The following is an 18,572-nucleotide window of genomic DNA, read 5'->3' as shown; positions in this document are numbered from 1 at the left end:
GGTTACTCTCCTTCAACCCGCATGATGCTGGCGACACCCCGCACGGTGTCGAGCTTGCGCAACGCCTCGACGGTCCCGACGAGGGCCGCGTCGGACGCACGGTGGGTGACGACGACGAGGGAGGCCTCGCCGTCCTTGCCTTGCTGGCGGACGGTGTCGATGGACACGCCGTGCTCCGCGAACACGGTCGCGACCTGAGCGAGAACACCCGGTTTGTCCGCCACGTCAAGGCTGATGTGGTACCGCGTGACGACCTCGCCCATCCCGGAGACGGGAAGGGCGGCGTACGCGGATTCGCCGGGACCGGTCGCGCCGTTGAGCCGGTTGCGGCAGACGGCGACGAGGTCGCCGAGCACGGCGGACGCGGTCGGGGAGCCGCCCGCGCCGGGGCCGTAGAACATCAGCTGCCCACTGGCGTCGGACTCCACGAACACGGCGTTGTACGCGCCGCGCACGGAGGCCAGCGGATGGGTCAGCGGGATCATGGCGGGGTGCACGCGCGCGGTGACGGACCCGCCGTCCGCGGCCCGCTCGCAGATGGCGAGCAGCTTGATGGTGCAGCCCATCTCCTTGGCGGAGGCGAAGTCGGCCGCGGTCACCTCGGTCATGCCCTCGCGGTAGACGTCGTCGAGACGCACGCGCGTGTGGAAGGCGATCCCGGCGAGGATGGCGGCCTTGGCGGCCGCGTCGAACCCCTCGACATCGGCGGTCGGATCGGCTTCCGCGTACCCCAGGGCGGTGGCCTCGTCGAGGGCCTCCTGATACCCGGCCCCGGTCGAGTCCATCTTGTCGAGGATGAAGTTCGTCGTCCCATTGACGATGCCGAGCACCCGGTTGACCTTGTCCCCGGCGAGGGACTCGCGCAGCGGACGGATCAGCGGGATGGCACCGGCGACGGCGGCCTCGTAGTAGAGGTCCTTGCCGTGCTTCTCGGCGGCGGCGTGCAGGGCCGCGCCGTCCTGGGCGAGGAGCGCCTTGTTGGCGGAGACGACGGAGGCGCCGTGCTCGAAGGCGGTGGTGATGAGCGCGCGGGCCGGCTCGATGCCGCCGATGACCTCGACGACGACGTCGATGTCACCGCGCTTGACGAGGGCGGTGGCGTCGGTGGTGACGAGGGCCGGGTCGATGCCCTCGCGCACCTTGCCGGGACGCCGTACGGCCACGCCCGCGAGCTCCACCGGGGCACCGATGCGGGCGGCGAGGTCGTCGGCGTGCGTCGTCATGATGCGCGCCACCTCTGAGCCGACCACTCCACAGCCCAGCAGCGCCACCTTCAGCGGACGCGTACGCATCATCCGACCTCGTTTCCTCATACCGTCTACGGTTGCACCAGTCTCACTCACCGGACGGGAGTTTCTGCCCTTCGTCCGGATCGTGAGACATCTATTTCATTTGTACCGGGGTGGGAGACGAGAGATCTTCCACCCCGGTGTCTTGGCCGTTGCCGTGCTCCGGCCCGCGGGTCAGCCGACGTCGAGCCGAAGAAGATCCTCTTCGGTCTCTCGTCGGACGATTTCCCGGGACCCGCCGTCCCGCACGGCGACGACCGGCGGCCGCAGCACGTGGTTGTAGTTGCTGGCCATGGAACGGCAGTAGGCGCCCGTCGCCGGTACGGCGATGAGGTCGCCCGGTGCCAGGTCGGCCGGCAGGAACGCGTCCTTGACCACGATGTCCCCGCTCTCACAGTGCTTGCCGACGACGCGCGCGAGCATGGGCTCGGCGTCGGAGAAGCGGGAGACGAGGGCGACGCTGTACTCGGCGTCGTACAGGGCGGTGCGGATGTTGTCCGACATCCCGCCGTCGACGGAGACGTACGTGCGCAGCCCGTCGAGCGGCTTGATGGTCCCGACCTCGTAGAGCGTGAACGCGGTCGGCCCGACGATGGCGCGCCCCGGCTCCACGCTGATCCGCGGCGTGCGCAGCTTCGCGGCCTCACACTCCCGGGTGACGATCTCGGTGAGCGCCTTGGCGATCTCGTGGGGTTCACGGGGATCGTCGTCACTCGTGTACGCGATCCCGAGCCCGCCGCCGAGGTCGATCTCGGGAAGCTCGACGCCGTGCTCGTCACGGATGTCCTTCAGCAGCCCGACCACGCGGTGCGCGGCGACCTCGAACCCGGACATGTCGAAGATCTGCGACCCGATGTGGGAGTGGATGCCGATGACGTCGAGCCCGTCGAGCTGCAGCGCGCGCCGCACGGCCTCGGCGGCCTGCCCGCCGGCGAGCGGGATGCCGAACTTCTGGTCCTCGTGGGCGGTGGCGATGAACTCGTGGGTGTGCGCCTCGACGCCGACGGTGATGCGGATCTGCACACGCTGCCGCGTACCGAGCTCCCGGGCGATATGAGCGACCCGGACGATCTCCTGGAACGAGTCGAGCACGATCCGCCCGACCCCCGCCTCGACGGCCCGGCGGATCTCGGCGACGGACTTGTTGTTGCCGTGGAAGGCGATCCGCTCGGCGGGCATCCCGGCGGAGAGCGCGGTGGTGAGCTCGCCGCCGGAGCAGACGTCGAGGTTGAGCCCCTCCTCGTGCAGCCAGCGCACGACGGCACGGGACAGGAACGCCTTGCCCGCGTAGAAGACGTCGGCGTCGGTCCCGAAGGCGTCGCGCCAGGCGCGGGCCCGGGCCCGGAAGTCGCTCTCGTCGAGGACATAGGCGGGGGTGCCGTGCTGTTCGGCCAGGGTCTTCACGTCGACCCCGCCGACGGTGACGACTCCGTCGGCGCCCCGGTCGACGGTCCGGGCCCACACCTTGGGATCGAGGGCGTTCAGGTCCGCGGGCGGGGCCGAGTAGTGCCCCTCGGGGAGGACGTCGGCGTGACGGGGCCCGGCGGGATGTGCGGAACGGCTCATGACTCTTGTCGGCTTCCTCAGAGATGTTCGGGTGCGTCGATGCCGAGCAGGGACAGGCCACCGGCCAGCACCGCCCCGGCGGCTTCGGCGAGCGCGAGCCGGGCGCGGTGGGTGGCCGAGGGTTTCTCCGCCCCGCGCGGCAGCACCGCGGGCAGCAGGGGCAGCACGGCATCGGCGACGGTGACGAGGTGCCGGGCAAGTCGATCGGGAGCGCGGTGCGCGGCGGCCTGGGCGAGCACGCGGGGGTGGTCGGCCAGGGGGTGGAGGAGGGGGTGGGGGGTGGCCGCCTGGGGGTTCCTTGGGGTGGGGGCGCCGGTGGGATGGGCGGGCGCACCGGCAGGGTGAGCTGGGTCGCCGTCGGGCTCGATCGGGCCTGGCTCGGCGCGGAATCCCAGGTCGGCGGCGTTACGGCTGAGGGCCCGGATGCGGGCGTGCGCGTAACGGACGCGGAAGAGGGGGTTGCCCTCACGCTGGACGAGATGCTCGTCGGAGATACGGGGCCGGTCGTGCCCGGCGGGGTGAAGCAACGCCCACCGCCCGGCGTCACGACCGAGGTGGAGAGGGGAGGCCGGAGCGGGAACAGGCTGAATGACGTGGCCCGCCGAGGAGGCCGCCGGACCCGGAACTCCCTCGTCCCCACAGCCCGGCACCCCGAGTACGGTGATCCACTCCCCCTCGAGCACACCGCCCTCGCAGCTGGTGCGCACGCCCACCCCCTGGGACCGCAACAACCGACCGACGACATCCATGACGACGACGGCACGGACCTCGCACGGGGCGCGCAGGTGCGCGACCTCACCGCTGGGCTCGTCGACGAACCCGTACCGGGGGCCGCGCCGCAGGATCTCGGCGACGAGATCGACGCCGGCCGCGCCGCCGAGGGTGATGTTGAGGAACCCGGGCCCGGTGACGACGACGTCCCGCACACCGTCACTGGCGGCGAGCCGGGTGCGCAGGATCTCGGCCACGTGGAGCGGGGGCTGCCCGGCGGGCCGGGCGAGCTGGAGGGCGATGTTGGTGGCGTAGTCGCCACAGCCACCGGGGCCGGGAGCGGTGACCTTGACGCGCTCCGGCACGGCGACGTCCAGCACCCCGTCGTCGACAGCACGACGCACCGCGCCCAGCACGGTACGGGAGAACTCGACGGGGGTCACGGGTCAAGCGTATGGGAGGAGGGGGGTGGGTATGCGACCGGGTTTGTACGGGCCGCTGGGTGTGACCCGGCCCCACACGGAAGGCCCCCCAGGGCCCGCTGGCCCGCCCTAAACCCTGACCCCGGCTCCCAGTCCCCCACCGACGCGGCGCTCCCCCTCCAGCAACCGCCGCACGACACTCACGAGTTCGGCGGGCTCGAAGGGCTTGGGCAGAAAGGCGTCGACGCCGACGTCGAGCCCGCTCTCGATCTCGTACTGCGTACAGCCGCTGATGATCGCGAGGGGAAGATCACGCGTACGGCTGTCGGCACGGAGCTGCGCGGCGGTGCGCAGCCCGTCGAGGCGGGGCATGACGACATCGAGGGTGATCACATCGGGCCGCACCTGATGGACCACATCAAGACACTCGGCACCATCGGCCGCGGTCACGACCTCGATGCCCTCCAGCTCGAGATTGACCCTGATCAACTGCCGGATGACCTTGTTGTCGTCCACAACAAGCACCCGGCCGGACGCGCCTGGCACAACTCGAGAGTAGGTCCGGACCGGCCACCGCGTCCGGGTTTTCCCGACTTCCACCCCCTGCGGGTGACCCACCCCAGCTCGCACGGGGTGCCACACCCCGCAAAACCCGTTCATGAACACCCCACCGGAGCTGGTAGTGTTCTACCCGTCGCCGCGAGCAACGCGACCGACACGCCCCCGTAGCTCAGGGGATAGAGCAACGGCCTCCGGAGCCGTGTGCGCAGGTTCGAATCCTGCCGGGGGCACCCTGTATGAGGTGCCGAAAGACCCCGTCACCAGCGGAAACGCTGAGAGCGGGGTCTTCGCGTATGTGCAGGCGTGTGCGGCCCGGAGCGGGCGTATGCCGAGGTCTGTGGACTATTCGTGGACAGGATCTTCGAGAGTCTGCCCAGCTCAGCCGACACTTGAGAAGGCCAGCGAGGTCACGGACCCACCACGGACCAGGCCCTCGCTACTGAGCTTGATCGGGCGATGTCGGGTGATTGCCTGACAGGTGAGGGATGGGTCCGGTAGATGTGTGCGCGTGAATGACTCCACGCCCCAGAACGACGAGCCCACATCCTTCGTTGAGAAGACGAAGTACCTGTACGGGAAGCACAAGGGGAAGATCTTCGCCGCCGGCACCGCCTTGGGCGGCATGGCTCTGGCCGTCGCTGTCGTGGTTTCCAGGACCGCCATGGAACAGAACCCTTCCGAGGATGCCGAGGACGCAGAGGACTCCGAGCCGGTCGCCGAATCTGCGGCCGCGGACGAGCGGCGGAATGGCCCTGTCAGACACTCGGTCGTCGGGCACAAGAGGACCCTTGCTGACGGACGCATCATTTCCGTTGCGCCTTATGAGCGGGGCGGCTCCTCGGATGACGAGGATGAGCACGAATACCCCGGCGAAGCCGCAGCCTGAGCGCGTGGGGAGAAGGGTCGTTCAACACAGCCCAGAGCTGGTAACGCGTAGGCAAGCGTCTACAGCATCCTGTGGAGACACAAGAAAGGCGAAGGTCCCCGGAGTCATCCGGGGACCTAGGAATCGAGCAACGCCAGTGCTTACTCGTATTCGCGCAACAACTCCTCGATCTTGCGGTTGACGATCTCCTGCCGTCCGTCGATGCACTTGGCATAGCGGCTTAGCAGGACCTCGACGCTGTTGCCCGCACGCTCGGCGACCTCCGTCGGGTCTACCCCGGAGTTGAGCCAGGTCGACAGTGCCGAGTGCCTGAGGTCGTACGGGCGCGCAGCGAGCGGGGAGGCGACCGCGGCCGGCGGAAGCGCCAGCGCACGGGCCTCCTGCCAGACTCGGTAGTACGTCGAGGAGCCGACCACTCCCCCGCGTTCGTTGGTGAACAGCCGCCCGTCCTCGGCGGTGCCGAAGGTGTCGAGGTGCTGCCGGAGGATGGCGACGAGCTGGGGCGGGATCGGTACGAGCCGGACCTCTTCCGCCGGCCGGTTCTTGAGGCCCCGGTCGTCGTGGGTCTCACCGGAGTCCGTCCACTGCTTTCCGACGCTGGGACGCGTCCGGTTCAGCAGTACCGTCCCCCAGCCGGTCTCAGGCAGTTTCAGGTCCGCATCGGTGAGGCCGACGGCCTCAGCCGGACGCAAAGCGCCGTAGTACATGCAGGCGAACAGGCCGACGAGTCGGCGACCACGCGCCCGGCCGTACCCACCGACGTACGAGACCGCAGTCAGCAGGGAACGGGCCTGCGCAGGATTGGCGACCACCCGGGGGTCGACTTCCCCGGCCACCTTCGGTTTCTTCCAGCGGATGCCCGTGATCGGATTCTCTTTGAATTCCCCGAGGTCCACGGCATAGTGCAGCGCGTTGACGAGTGTCCGACGCTTGCGCCGGACAGTCTCCGCGGCTGCCGCCGTCCCGTCGAGCTTCAGCTTGAGCGAATCCAGGACGGCCCTGCCGATCGCAGCGTCACCGAGGTCCGAGAGCGGACGCGACGCCTTGGCCACCCAGTGCAGGGTGTTCGCGATCTCGGTCGGTAATTCGCGCTCGTCCGGTCCGGGAAGGACGAAGGCCCAGTTGCGAAGCGCCCTCCTGATCAGTTCCTCGGACGGCCGTCCCGGACGCTCGTCAAGAAGGCCCATCGTCACGGCGGTCAGAGCCTCATTGATCCCGTTGCGCGTGTTCGGCGCGGCGTGCGGCCACTTCATGGCGAGGTACTTCAGAGCGAAGGCGTACCAGGTCATCGAGGCTGCCTTTTCGACCATCGAATCGGGCAGCCCTGTCTCTGTGCCAAACTCTTCACCGGCATGAGCAGCGCGAAGCAACTTGGAACGGTAATGGTCCGCAAGCCCTTTGGTGCGGAACTTTTCGGAGAACACGTTCCCGGCAACGGTCCACCGGACGTCATAGGACGACTTCTTGGTGTTCCTCTTCCGGACACCCCACACCTTTACGTCGAGAGACTTCATGCTGCCGCCTCCAACTGCCGCAGCCAGGCGGTGAAGTCACTTCGCCACACCCGGAGCTCCCCGTTGGGGAGCTTGAACGCAGCGGGGCCCTGCCCCAGCTCTCGCCACCGGTAGAAAGTACGGCGGGATACACCACCCAGCTCTGCGAGGATCTGCGGGACGGTCATCAATTCGTCACGTCGGTGGTCCACGCCGGTTCTCCTTCCGTGTCGTCATCTGTCAGGGCTGCGGGTGAAGGGATGCCGTGAGCGATGAGGTGTTCTGCAGCGGTCAGTCCGGTGCCGGCGAATCGCCAGTGGGAGAGGACGAGCACGGTGTCCGGGTCGGGCAGCGGGTGGCCGGCCTCGGCCGCGCGTTCGCGGGTGAGGGCTTCGTTGTGGTCGGCGCGTTCCTGGCGGAGGGCGCCGAGGGTGACGGAGTAGGCGCGGGACTTGGTGGAGAAGTGGCCGCGGAAGCCGAGCATGTGGGCCCACTTGCGTAGGCGCAGGTCTTCCAGCTCGGGGAGCGCCCCGAGGTGCCAGCAGGTGAGGATCATGCGCCGGGCGTGGTCGGTGACATCGGCTCCGATCAGGTCCGTGATCGGGTTGCGGATAGGCCGGTCGAGGGTGCCCGCCGTCTCGGCTCCCTTGGTGGCGTACTTGGCGATGTAGGCGGCCACCGCGCGGCTGGACAGTTCCGAGGTGCCGTCGAAGTCGGCCGAGCGGATGGGGCGGATGTCGAGCTGGTCGCCGAAGCGGAAGGTGTACGCGCGGTTGTCGAGGACCGGACCGGGTGCCTCGGCTTCCCTGGCCGCCCAGCGGATCGCTTCGGTGAGGAGTTCGGTCGTGGCCCAGGCCGGCGGGGTGTCCTCGGCACCATGCGGGCCGTCGAGGCGGATGACGGCGTGGAAGTGGACAGCGCCGCGCCGCTGGTACTCGGCGACCTTGGCGTAGGAGACCTTGAGGCAGTGACGCAGCGCCGAACGGCTGAGGCCCGCGCGGGAGGCGAGGTGCTGGCGCAGGTAGGTGGTGAAGCGGCCCCAGAGCTTCCCCGCATGGGCGTTCCACAGGACGGCCGCACGGTAGTCGTATTGGTCCGGGTCCAGGGGCGTGCCGAGGGCGGGGTCGTCGCCCGGGTGAAGGCGTCCGCAGCGGCACCGGCCGCCGCCGGGGCGGTTGTGCACGGGGCCGAAGGACGGTGCGGTGAAGGTGGCGAAGACGCGCGGGTGTTGGGCCACGGCCGGGCCGATGCCTTTGCCGCCGCTCAGACCGGCGTGACGAGGTGGAAGGTGTCTTTGCGGTACACCTCGGCGCACGAGGCGCACCGGGTGGCGCGGCGGTTGTTGCAGCGGATGAGGAGCTGTCCGGCCGGGAGGTCGCGGTCGGCGATTTCCCGGACGATCTCCCCGGTAACGGCGTGAACGTCGAGCCGGTGGCCCTCCATCCGAACGGGCTGCTCGCAGCCGCCGAGGCGCTGGATCTGGTGGGCATAGCCGCTGAGGTCGCCATGCCGGGCGAGTGCTGCCAGTTGGCGGATGGCTGCGGTCGGAGCCGCAGGAGTCATGTGCGGGATCCTCCTTGCGTGGGATGGGTGTGCAGTTGCTTTTGTCGAGGGGACTAGACAGTGCGAGAAGGCCGGGAGGTCGGGTCGGCGGTGTCAGCGGCGGGCGATGCAGGAACGGACGGCGAGGGCACACACGGCCACGGATGCGGCGGTAAGGGCGACGGCGAGAAGCATGGAGACCAAGACGGCGCCGACGACCAGGACCAAGGCGGTGCCGCCGCCGACCAGGGCAAGCACGGTGCCCGGCGTGACCTGGACGGCCGGACGGGCCGGGGTCGGGGTAGCGGGTGCCGGCGGCGGGGCCGGAGTGTCCAGCGTGATGGTGGTCGGTTCGACGACAGCGGGCGGGGTGGTCAGGCCGGTGGGCTGCGGCATGGTCGGGACCTTCGGTCGGAACACGAGCGGTCTCCCTTCGCAGGTCACTTGAGGGCGGGATCGATGACGGGGGCGAGCAGGCTGTCGGCGAGGAGGTAGCCGCCGAGGAGCAGTACGGCGATAAGCCACCAGGGCGGGCGGATGAGCTTGATGCCGAGGACGCCGACGACGAGGAGGGCGAGCCAGAGCGGAACGTCCATGTCGAGTGGTCTCCTGTCAGGCCGGGCAGCGGTGGGTGCGGGCGGCGAGTTCGGCGGCGGCGCGGCTGTCGTACTCGGTGGAGAAGTCGCAGCGGGGCGCGGTGCAGGCGGCCAGGTGGCGGTTCCGGCCGCGTTCGACGTAGGAGGCGACGTTGACGGGGCCGATGCGTCGGAGGTTGCGGAAACGGCGGTTCACGGTGGGGCTCCTCTCAGAGGTGTGCGGCGACGGATGCGGTCATGGACGGGGGCAGGCCGAGCCGAGTGCGTACGGCGTCGGGGTCGGCGGGGCGGCCGGTGGCCGAGCGGTGTTCCTCGGCCAAGGCCCGGACGCGGTCGACGAGGGCGGGCGGCAGGGCGACTGCAGGAGCAGGCGCCGGGGCGGAAGCGGTGGCCGGCGCGGCAGCAGGCTCGGGAGCCGGTTCGGGGTCGGCGGGGTACGGAACCTTGTGATCGGGCCCCTCCACGTCGGACGAACTGCCGTCAGGAGCCGTAGCGGCGTCCGTCGCAGGAGAGGCGGCGGGCTCTTCCGCGGTGTGCGGAGCGTGAGCCAGCAACGTGCCGCCGAAGAAGGCGACAGCGGGCCAGCCCGCGACCATCACGCGGAGCCAGGCGGGTACGTCGTCCAGGTCGAGGAGGCCGGCCGTGGCGACGTTGGCGCCGAGGGACGCGGCCAGGGCTACGAGGAACCACAGGCGCGGACCGCCGGCCGCCTGGCCCGCTCGCTGTGACTGGCGCATCCGACGCCAGGCGGCGACCAGGAGCAGGTCGACACTCACGGGATAGGCCCACGCCTTCCAGCCGTCCTGTCCGGCCGCCGCGGCGACGTCGTGCAGGTGGGAGAAGGACAGGGCACCGGCGATGACGGCCTGCACGATCACGGCGTCCACGCGGGCCAGGTGGGCACGCATCGGCTCGGGCTCCTTCGGTTGGGGCATGGCAGGGGTAGGGACTTGGCGCGTGAGGCGGTCACGCCGACCGTTGGAGGGGAAGTGCGGCTACCCGGTCACGGGGCGCGTGGCGGGCTGCACGACGGGAGCAGCGGAAGGCTGCGGCACCACGGGGCGGAAGGTGTCCAGGCGGGGCAGTACCGGAATCAGGCCCGAGGTGTCGCGGCAGACGGCCGCCGCGTTTTCGAGGGTGAGGTGGGGTGAGCGGACGCGGGACCAGCCTCCGGAGGAGTCACCGACGACCGCGACGCCGGGTCGTTCGGCCGGGATCCTGGTGGCTGCCAGCGCCGCTTCCGGTGCGATGTCGCCGAGGGCCATGTTGGCGGACGTCTCGTCGTTGACGCGGTGGCAGACCCGACCGGTGAGCTGGGCGCGGAGCATGGTGGCGCCCTTGCCGAGTTCGGCGCCGAAGCGCTGCCCGCACACCTCCAGATAGATACCGGCCGCGCGCCCGAGCTGGGCGAGGCGGATGAGCTTGGTGACCATGGCGTCCCGCCGCTTCTCGTCGTCCTTGCTCGCGGCGAGGAAGAGTTCAGCGACCTCGTCGACGACGACCACGACCGGCACCGGCCGCGCCTTCTCCGGCAGGCCCCAGACGTCCGAGGTGAGCACGGCATCCGGACCGGCCCCGCCCCTCATGCCGATGAGGCGGAAGCGTGCCTCCATCTCGTCCACCAGGACGTCAAGGAGGTCGTTAGCACGGTCCGGCGTGTCGGCGAGCGCCGACAACCGGGGCGCGAACGGCGCCAGTTCGACGCCCCACTTGCAGTCGATGCCGACGAGTGCGACGGGTTGCCGGGCCAGCCCGCAGAGCAGGTAGCGCAGGTACACGGACTTGCCCGACTGCGTGGCCCCGAGGATGAGTTCGTGCGGCACGGTGCGGAAGTCCCGGACGTGCCAGTGTCCATCCTCGCGCAGTGCCAGGGGCAGGGTCAGCGGTTCGGTCCGCAGCCACCGACGAGGGGGCCGGACATCAGTGAGGACGTCCCAGCCGACCAACCGCAGCTCCAGTCGTCCCGGTTTGGTGGGCCGGACGTGCACGGCGTGCGCACCCCAGGCGTGCCGTAGCCGGTCAGCCGAAGCGTTGAAGTCCTCGGGTGCCTGGCCGGCCGCCATACGCAGCCGCATCACGATTCCGGACCCGGTCGGCAGCGGCAGCGACCGACGAGGCGGCACGGGAGCGGCCTGCCGCCCCACCATCCGGGCTGTTGCACGGCGCACGGGCGAGGCGGGCACCGTCAGGCCGCAGGCGTCCATCGTGGCCCGGTACGTGGCGAGCACCCGCAGCGTCACGGCCGGATACCCGACCAGCCACCAGAACAGGACCGGCAGCCGACGGCGCACAACGGCCAGCGCAGCCGCCACCAGCAGCGCTAACAGCAGAATCCACAGGGCATCGGACATGGCGGTCAGCCCTGCACCGCGGCCGGGGTACCGACCATGACGGCGTCTGCCCGGTAGGCGATGCCGTGCCGAGTACGGCCGCCGAACTCGCTCTCCCAGGGCCGCGCGATCAGACCGGACAGGAACACCGGTGCGCCCATGACCAGTCCTTCGCCGATGCCCTTCTCGGGCACGGTGACCTTGATCATGTCCGAGCCGCCCTGGGCGATGAACACCAGCTCCAGGACCATGAGCCGGTCGTTGGTGACCGGGTCCACGGCCACCTCGCCGGTCTGCCGGTCCCTCACCTTGACCTCGGGGAGCTTGGTGACCAGCAGAGTGGCGGACGAGGTGTCCACGGGGATGACACGCATTCTGAACCTCACTTGATTCGGGCGCCTCGTGGACGCCGAGGCGTTGAATACCCCCCTAGACAGCACAGGGAGGCGACCACCCCAACTGTCTAGGGGGGTTGACGACACCGTAAACCGACGCCCCGTCAACTGTCTAGGGGGGTATACGAGCGTGTCGCGCAAGCGTCGATAGGACCACCCGATCTCGCAGCGGCCGGTGACGCCATTCGGGAGCCCCTCGCCCGCTTTTTAGACCACCACTGTCACGGGTTGTCGAGCAGACCCAGCGCAGTATCCGGGCGGCAGTGCACGCACGCCGGCACGCCATGCTGAAGAGCTTCAACCACCTGCTCGCGGGACGCGGGACGACACCGGCCCGACTTCGTCGCTGCCCAGCAGTCCCCGGCATGGACGGCGTCCACGTTCTTCCGGTTGAGCCCGTACTGGAGCAGCCAGTCCGGAGGCGGCGGCCGCATCTCCTCACCTCGGCGCCGCTCGGCCTCGCGCCGTTCCTCGTCCGCGATCCACCCGTCGAGCTGGCGCACGGCGGCCGTCGCCTGTTGCACGACCACACGGCGCGCGAAGCGCAGCAGCTCCAGTCGGGACGGTTTGTCGCTCACGCGTTCGATTTTACGGTTGGGTGTGCGGCTACGACGAGGGCACCCAGTGGAGAACCGTGGCGTCGTCCCTCGCCTTTCCGCGAGGCCATCGCTGCCCGTCGGGATCGCTGTTCTCCGCTTCCCGTACACGGCGGATGAGTTCGTCCGGGCTGGCGGACGCGAGCACGTCCAGCACGTTCGTCCAGTCGGCGAGGCCGAACCGGTCGACGAGGCGTGTCGCGCCGTCGCTCAGCAGGGTCACGGACGCCAGCGTCTCCAGCGGCACCGTTCCGGTGAGGGCGTGCTCGGCTGCCCGTGGTTCGGGGCCGGCGATCCAGAAGCCGCCCGGCCGGTTACGGAGTCCCGTCAGGTCTTCGCGGTACTGGGCCAGGGCGGCAGCGTGCTCGGGCGTGCCGGTGGGCAGTCGGTCGACCGGCGCGCGGAGTTGCTTTCCGACCTGGTCCAGGCGGTCGTCGGTGACAGCGGTCGTCTTCCCGTCCTGACCGGCGAGGAGGAGGGTCGAGTCGCCGAGGACGAGGTACTCCAGCGCTCCCCCGCCGACTCGGACCGCGACGACTGTGCTGGTGGGGCTGGCCCGGTAGGTCAGGTCGCACGTGTCCTCGTGCAGGGACCGGACGCCGCGGATCGCGTCGGCGAGGCAGTCGGCGAGGGGCCGGGCGGGATCTCCAGCGATGTAGCCCAGCAGCAGTCCGCCCAGGGTCGAGGAGAACCACGCGATGCCGTGCACGCAGCCGGTCTCGGCTCCTGCGACGCCGGCACCGTCGAGGAGGACGGCCGCACCGGGAGCGGTGGCCGCGAAGTCCTCGTTCTGCTGGTCTGGTTCGGCGGGCAGCGTGCCGAGGGCGACGTTCACGCCGTCGTCTCCTCGTCGTGCAGATAGAGGGGGCAGAGGAGTTCGGCGGATTGTGGCTCTTCGGTCTCGGGGTCGTATTCGACACTCACCAGCGTGGAGAAGTGCCGCTCCCCCACCTGTCCCCACAGCATGCTGAGGTCCGAGGTGAGCAGGTGGACTACGCCGAGGGAGCCTGCCGTGTGGATGCCAGCGATGGCGAGGACCGAGCCGTTGCCGTCCGGGCGAGGCAGTCGGCCCAGGTATCCGACGTCGTGCGGGCGGCTCGGCTCGAGGTCTGCCCCTGCGTGGTACGCCGTGCCAGTACGCCGGTCCGCCAGTGCCCAGGGCTCACCCTCCGGGTGTTCCCAGGCGAGTACCGGGTCCTGGGCGTACAGGTCGCGCATGGCCTGGGACATGCCCGGCCCGCAGACGACGACCAGGCCGTCACGGTTGAGGTCGACCTCGCCGCTCACCTGCACGTGGCCGGAGCTGACGTCTAGCCCATACGACTTCGCCAGCTCCTCCAGCCGCTTGCCGGAGTTCATGTCGGCCATCGCGACGACCGGGCGCTTCTTCGCGTCGTCCCACCGCAGCGGCGTCACGACCGTGACGGCACCCGTCCCAAGGAAGGCCCCCTCGGGCGCGGGGCCAGTGTGCCGGATCTGATGAATCCGCCCGCGGCTCAGGCCGGCCTTCTCGGCGATCTGCGCGTAGGACATTCCTTGCGCGTGGAGGTCCTGAACCACGCGGCGGCGGAGCCGGGCGAGTTCGGTCACCTCCTGCTGCGCAGCGGCCAGCCTCGTGGTGACCTCACGCAGAAGCAGGTACGGATCATCGATCGCCATGATCCGCTGCAACTCGTCCGACATGACCACACCTCCCAGAAGTACCCAGGAGTCTAGGGCCCTAGACGGAATGGGCGGGAGGCGCCGTCCCGTACGACTTTCAACGACGAAGAAGCGCGACCTCCGCCGAGGCACACCCCGAGGAGTCACCCGTCACCGCCGGCACAGCAACGGCCACCCATCAGCGGGCGGCGCGCGATCACGCACCCTCCCAGGCCAGCTCCGCCCATACAGAACGCCCGTCAGGCCAGTTCTTCACACCCCAGTCCTTCGCACAGGCCGCGATCAGCAGCAGCCCACGCCCGCCCTCTTCCTGGCTGGTCACATCACACAGGTGCGGGACCCGTTCGCCACCCTGGTCGACCACCTCGATACGGACGAAGCCGTCACCGAAACCCACGACCACGAGGAACCAGCCGCCCTCAGCACCGCTCAGCGAGTGACGTACTGCGTTGGTGGCCAGTTCGCTGACAACCAGGGTGGCGTCATCGACCGGCCCCTTCTCGGCGACTAAGGCAGCGACGAAGTGACGGGCCTGGACCACTTGTTCGGCCAGACCCGGGAAGGCACGGCACCACTTGGTACGCATGGCAAGCTCCTTGTCTGCGTCTAGGGGACTAGACAGCGCGACGGCAGGCTATGCCCACAGGAAGCCAGCACGCTAGGCATGCAGAGGAATTATTCCTCTAAGGGGTGACCGTGTCATCGAGCTCACGGAACTCCTTCATCATCCGCAACAACAGCTCACGCGCCTCGCCACCAAAGACGGCTGCCTCTTGGAAGCGGTGGAAGGCCTCCTCGTACGCAGCCACCTCGGCGGAGTCGACCGACACCCGCTCACCGGTGAACGCCTCGATCACGACAGCCTGCTCGTCGCACAGCGTGAATCCGTGACGAGGCAGAAGCGGCACCGGGCGGCGCCACGGGACGACACCGAGCCGCACAGTGCTCAGGCTCTCGACGGCGAGCAACCGGTCGAGCTGGGCGAGCATCAGCGCCGGTGTGCCCGGCCAGGTCCGCAGCACAGCTTCCGTCAACACGAACACCGACTCGCGCCCCGGCTCGTACAACACGCTCTGCCGCTCCACACGCGCAGCGACAGCCCGACCGACCGCCGCAGGGGCCGAGTCCGGCGCACTCTCGAAGACGTGACGGGCGTACTCCGCACTCTGGAGCAGGCCAGGCAGAACGACGCACTGGAAGGACCGAACCGACCGAGCACCGCGGACCGCGTCATCAACGACGAGCCCAGCGGGCAGCCCTGCCGCTTCGGAATCGGTGTCGATTGCAGACTCAACGGCGACGAGCAGGTCACGGACCTCCCGGGCCGCCGACTCGTCGAGGCTGAGCGCCCGGCACAGCCGGTCCAGCACATCGACGCTAGGAACCATGCGCCCGGTCTCCACCTTGGAGACCGTCGGCTGACCAACGCCGGCCCGATGAGCCAGAGCAGCACCCGTCAGGCCAGCCTCCGCACGCAGAGCCCGAAGACGTGCCCCAAGCACCCTCATCCGCTCGCGCCGTTCACTCCCCATACCCAGGGTTCTACACCACGAGCCGACAGCGACCAGGCGCAAGAGCAGCATCAACAGCCACCAGCATGAGCGTGATTCAAAGTCTCTCTACTGGTTCAAGGCCCGCGCACGGCGCGGGAGCGCGCCGCCTTGTCGGCGGGGCCGCCGCCACTGTCTTCGCCAGCGGCGGCCCCGCCCGGCGGCACGCCACATGCAGCGGGCAGACGAAAAACAACCTCCCACCCGACAGGGAGCCCGGGCAGGCTTAGCCCCATGGAGACCCCGACAGCACCCACTGCCTTCTATGTCACGTTCAACGACTACCTCCAGGACCCGAACGACAGCGACATCCTCCGGCGAGCGATGACCGTCTACGCCGACCGGCTCACCTTTGACAGCGACCACCTCACCTTCTGGCTGACCGGAAGCGAAGTCGGCCGCTTCTTATTCAGCATCATCGAGTCGATACGCCCCCAGGCCGACTTGGGCAGACAGCGGGAATCACCGGAAGAGCTCCGCGCCCGCTACCCCAAAATGGGCGAGCCCTGGACCCAGGAAGACGACACGCACCTCCTCGCCCTCTACCAGCAAGGAGAGCGAGACCTGGAAACCCTCGGGACACAGTTCGACCGCAAGCCCAGCGCCATCAGGTCACGCCTGGCGAACTAGGCCTGGAAAGCCTCGGCTGACCTGGCAGAAGGCAGCCGCGGGGCAGAAACGAGGCCTCCGGCGGGGGCGCTCAGGCTCCGGGATGGTGAGGGCTTCTTAGGCGGGTGCCGACCGGTGGGGTGTGGTGGTGGGGAACTCCCATCCCGTCTGCCGTCGACCCAGGCAGAGCCGAGCAGACACGGCACCGGGCGTCCAGGTCGTTCGTACAGTGGCGCGCTCCACCTGGACGCCCGGCACCGCGCCTGCTCCACGGTGTGTGGGTCGACGGCAGACGGGATGGGAGTCGGGGTGGAGTTCGGTGCAGGCAATCCCAGCGCGAATGTCCGTGGACCACACCTCCAGAACGGAAATGGGTCAAAGCGGAGCCGCCTGGGTTGCCTTATGTAGGAAACAGGATGCGGCCACGCGCTTTCTCCGGTTAGCGTTCACTAGAATCACCATCGCGAAAAAGCCGTCGCTTAGCGTTTTCATATCGAAAATGGTGCTCGAAGTTACTGACTTCCATGTCACTCCGGCAACTCAAGAAGCCTTCACGAACCCGATCTGAAACATACGGAAGATCGGACGATTCCATAACGAACTCACAGGCCTCACGCCACCCGGCACCCCTGGCGAGATACTGCAGCAGTAGGTCCTTTTCATCGTTCAAACCTTCCGCTTCTAGAGCTCTATACAGTTCCAGCTTGTCTTTGCCTGGGCTGAAATTTTCATATTCAGAAATTACACGCTTAACGCCTTCCTGGTAACCGCGATTACGGAACTCCCGAATCAACTCGATGGTCATGTCAGGCGATTCGTTCCACCGACCCGCCATGCGACCAAAGCCGCTACCAACCCTCCAGTCGTATCCAGCCGAAACTATGCCGATGTAAATGTCGGCAACTTCGGAGGAGCTTCGACTTTCCTCCACTTCGTGGATCAGCTGGGCGGCTGGATCTTGCGCTCCAGCATGGAATAGAAGGAGCAGGGATTCAGTAACATCTGCAACCGTGCGAAGCCGACCGAAGTGGCGCAGGAAGTTAAGATCCCCTATCGGCTCATACGAAGACGGCAGCATAACAAGGAGGGCGGGAACCTTTGCTGCTGTGACCAATTGAGCCAAGCCGACGACGACGCCCTCAGCAAACCTCACCCACCCGCGATTCTGTAGAGTGTCCAGAAGCTCTCTAACGCCCTCCGGCGTTTGACTCAATGCGTACTCCAAAAGATGTCCAACGTCCCCCGAACTGGCAGAATTATTCAGCGCAGCATTCATCCTATTTTCGGCAGCGGATCCACCCTCAGTCAAAAATGGCTGCTCTGCAGACATCCAGAGCTGATGGAAGCGTTCGGCTTCGGCGTCGATATCTGTCTTGCGAATCGACTTCTCGGCAAGCACGCGCACCAGGGAATCTACCTGCTTAATCGTCGGCCACCGCTTGCCGGAAAAGATCTTGGAGAGTAGATCTCTATTCATCGTCGCCGAAAGGAGCAACCTGTCGGCTATTTCGGCACTCAATCCCCGCAGGCCTGGCGCATCGGCTAGTTGGTACAACTTGTGCAATTCGATTAGAAGGTCACGTTTAGGACCTTCTGGCACTCGGTCCATTCCTGGCAGCTCAACCCGCCGGCTCCCTCCGCTAGACACGGCTCCATCCTCCACCTGTCAGTAAGTGTCAGTGAGTGGCAGCAGCTTAGGCGAGAGCCCCCTTCTGACGTGGGCAAAGCCCGGACTCTGCATGCATGTTGGCAGCGACGTGCAAGGCACTCGTTCGATGCCCCCTGACTGGAGTCAGGCAGGGTCGGTTCGTAGACCCGGTTCTCTCTTGCGGCTGACAGAGATCGGAGATCAAACGATGTGCACCGGCACAGACAAGAAGGCGTCGAGGCAGCCGAAGGCGACCTGGACGAAGCTGCTACTCAGTGCGATTGGGGGCGCTTGTTCCGGCCTGGTAAGGGCCACGCTTGAGGTTTGGTGGCGCCATTGAAGGACCTGAAAGCCGGCTCTGGCTGGCACGAGAGACGACGTGGCCTACACCTGCGGCGGAAGCGGGAGAGCCTTACCGGTCGGCCCGCCAGAGCGCTAACTGCACCGACGGCCTTCCGCTGCTGACCTCCAAGGCCGACAACGACAGAAGCCCACGGCGTCCGACCAGGTGGGAGCCGTGGGCTTCATCAGCCTCGCTGGTGAGTGAGGCCCGTGATCAGTAGACCGGCTACCCACCGCAGTTGCCTGCGCTCGCCACGCCCACCACCTACCTCGTATGGCACCCCGTAGTTTCCGGGTTGATCGAAAGTTCCTGATCAGGGCTTGGCTCAAGGACTTGAGCAGTACAGTTATGAAGCTTTTGGTGGGAACGATCC

Annotated in this window: 20 protein-coding genes, 1 tRNA gene and 1 pseudogene; 3 read left to right on the top strand and 19 right to left on the bottom strand. The window is 68.1% G+C overall.

Annotated elements, in window-relative coordinates:
* Positions 1-2: 2 nt before the first annotated feature.
* The 4 genes from KBY32_RS04725 to KBY32_RS04710 form a co-directional block, all read right to left on the bottom strand.
* Entirely contained in the window at positions 3-1,295 is a 1,293-nt protein-coding gene (locus KBY32_RS04725; protein WP_063885519.1) for a homoserine dehydrogenase, read from the bottom strand.
* A gap of 168 nt (positions 1,296-1,463) precedes the next feature.
* Positions 1,464-2,855, bottom strand: coding sequence for a diaminopimelate decarboxylase (lysA, locus tag KBY32_RS04720; RefSeq protein WP_210978990.1), 1,392 nt, complete (start codon positions 2,853-2,855; stop codon positions 1,464-1,466).
* Positions 2,856-2,872: 17 nt separating this feature from the next.
* Complete coding sequence (gene nrtL / locus KBY32_RS04715; protein ID WP_210978989.1) at positions 2,873-4,009, bottom strand: ArgS-related anticodon-binding protein NrtL; 1,137 nt, start codon at positions 4,007-4,009, stop codon at positions 2,873-2,875.
* 108 nt (positions 4,010-4,117) lie between these two features.
* The gene (locus KBY32_RS04710; protein ID WP_108710832.1) at positions 4,118-4,648 is read right to left on the bottom strand and encodes a response regulator; all 531 of its coding nucleotides are present in this window, start codon (positions 4,646-4,648) and stop codon (positions 4,118-4,120) included.
* Positions 4,649-4,707: 59 nt separating this feature from the next.
* Between KBY32_RS04710 and KBY32_RS04705 the strand changes: the two genes are divergently transcribed.
* Both KBY32_RS04705 and KBY32_RS04700 read left to right on the top strand, forming a co-directional pair.
* Positions 4,708-4,779 (top strand) — tRNA-Arg (locus KBY32_RS04705).
* A gap of 278 nt (positions 4,780-5,057) precedes the next feature.
* Entirely contained in the window at positions 5,058-5,435 is a 378-nt protein-coding gene (locus KBY32_RS04700; protein ID WP_210978988.1) for a hypothetical protein, read from the top strand.
* A 140-nt stretch (positions 5,436-5,575) separates the two neighbouring features.
* Here KBY32_RS04700 and KBY32_RS04695 read toward each other — a convergent pair whose 3' ends face one another.
* The 14 genes and pseudogenes from KBY32_RS04695 to KBY32_RS04630 form a co-directional block, all read right to left on the bottom strand.
* A complete protein-coding gene (locus tag KBY32_RS04695) occupies positions 5,576-6,949 on the bottom strand; it encodes a tyrosine-type recombinase/integrase (protein ID WP_210978987.1) in 1,374 nt (457 codons plus the stop codon).
* Positions 6,946-7,116, bottom strand: coding sequence for an AlpA family transcriptional regulator (locus tag KBY32_RS04690; RefSeq protein WP_006134823.1), 171 nt, complete (start codon positions 7,114-7,116; stop codon positions 6,946-6,948). The genes KBY32_RS04695 and KBY32_RS04690 overlap by 4 nt, the downstream gene beginning before the upstream one ends.
* Positions 7,116-8,491: pseudogene (locus tag KBY32_RS04685) on the bottom strand (replication initiator). The gene KBY32_RS04690 and the pseudogene KBY32_RS04685 overlap by 1 nt, the downstream one beginning before the upstream one ends.
* 93 nt (positions 8,492-8,584) lie before the next feature.
* Positions 8,585-8,890: a SpdD-like protein gene (locus tag KBY32_RS04680; RefSeq protein ID WP_210978986.1), complete on the bottom strand. Its 306-nt coding sequence runs from the start codon at positions 8,888-8,890 to the stop codon at positions 8,585-8,587.
* 20 nt (positions 8,891-8,910) lie between these two features.
* Positions 8,911-9,066, bottom strand: coding sequence for a hypothetical protein (locus KBY32_RS04675; protein ID WP_103543452.1), 156 nt, complete (start codon positions 9,064-9,066; stop codon positions 8,911-8,913).
* Between the two features lie 16 nt (positions 9,067-9,082).
* Positions 9,083-9,262 (bottom strand): mobile element transfer protein, encoded by a 180-nt coding sequence (locus tag KBY32_RS04670; protein WP_161107971.1) that lies wholly within the window; start codon positions 9,260-9,262, stop codon positions 9,083-9,085.
* 13 nt (positions 9,263-9,275) lie between these two features.
* Positions 9,276-9,974 (bottom strand): DUF2637 domain-containing protein, encoded by a 699-nt coding sequence (locus KBY32_RS04665; RefSeq protein ID WP_210978985.1) that lies wholly within the window; start codon positions 9,972-9,974, stop codon positions 9,276-9,278.
* Between the two features lie 87 nt (positions 9,975-10,061).
* Entirely contained in the window at positions 10,062-11,417 is a 1,356-nt protein-coding gene (locus KBY32_RS04660) for an FtsK/SpoIIIE domain-containing protein (protein WP_210978984.1), read from the bottom strand.
* 5 nt (positions 11,418-11,422) lie between these two features.
* The gene (locus KBY32_RS04655) at positions 11,423-11,770 is read right to left on the bottom strand and encodes a hypothetical protein (RefSeq protein WP_210978983.1); all 348 of its coding nucleotides are present in this window, start codon (positions 11,768-11,770) and stop codon (positions 11,423-11,425) included.
* A 242-nt stretch (positions 11,771-12,012) separates the two neighbouring features.
* A complete protein-coding gene (locus KBY32_RS04650) occupies positions 12,013-12,369 on the bottom strand; it encodes a DUF6233 domain-containing protein (protein WP_210978982.1) in 357 nt (118 codons plus the stop codon).
* Positions 12,370-12,397: 28 nt separating this feature from the next.
* On the bottom strand, positions 12,398-13,222 hold the full coding sequence (locus tag KBY32_RS04645; RefSeq protein WP_210978981.1) for a protein phosphatase 2C domain-containing protein: 825 nt from the start codon (positions 13,220-13,222) through the stop codon (positions 12,398-12,400).
* The gene (locus KBY32_RS04640; protein ID WP_210979163.1) at positions 13,219-14,070 is read right to left on the bottom strand and encodes a sigma factor-like helix-turn-helix DNA-binding protein; all 852 of its coding nucleotides are present in this window, start codon (positions 14,068-14,070) and stop codon (positions 13,219-13,221) included. Before KBY32_RS04640 ends, KBY32_RS04645 begins: the two co-directional genes overlap by 4 nt.
* A 175-nt stretch (positions 14,071-14,245) precedes the next feature.
* On the bottom strand, positions 14,246-14,635 hold the full coding sequence (locus KBY32_RS04635; protein ID WP_006134834.1) for an ATP-binding protein: 390 nt from the start codon (positions 14,633-14,635) through the stop codon (positions 14,246-14,248).
* Positions 14,636-14,732: 97 nt separating this feature from the next.
* Positions 14,733-15,581 carry a helix-turn-helix transcriptional regulator gene (locus KBY32_RS04630; RefSeq protein ID WP_210979162.1) on the bottom strand — a complete coding sequence of 283 codons (849 nt, stop codon included), beginning with the start codon at positions 15,579-15,581 and terminating at the stop codon, positions 14,733-14,735.
* Positions 15,582-15,833: 252 nt separating this feature from the next.
* Between KBY32_RS04630 and KBY32_RS04625 the strand changes: the two genes are divergently transcribed.
* The gene (locus KBY32_RS04625; protein ID WP_210978980.1) at positions 15,834-16,229 is read left to right on the top strand and encodes a hypothetical protein; all 396 of its coding nucleotides are present in this window, start codon (positions 15,834-15,836) and stop codon (positions 16,227-16,229) included.
* Positions 16,230-16,647: 418 nt separating this feature from the next.
* On the opposite strand, the gene KBY32_RS04620 is transcribed toward KBY32_RS04625, so the two are convergent.
* Positions 16,648-17,817 carry a hypothetical protein gene (locus KBY32_RS04620; protein ID WP_210978979.1) on the bottom strand — a complete coding sequence of 390 codons (1,170 nt, stop codon included), beginning with the start codon at positions 17,815-17,817 and terminating at the stop codon, positions 16,648-16,650.
* Positions 17,818-18,572 lie beyond the last annotated feature (755 nt).

This window comes from Streptomyces sp. RK62, assembly GCF_018070255.1.
Taxonomy (GTDB): domain Bacteria; phylum Actinomycetota; class Actinomycetes; order Streptomycetales; family Streptomycetaceae; genus Streptomyces; species Streptomyces nigra.
Note: the sequence above shows the minus strand (reverse complement) of the source record. Positions and strands in the feature narration are given on the sequence as shown.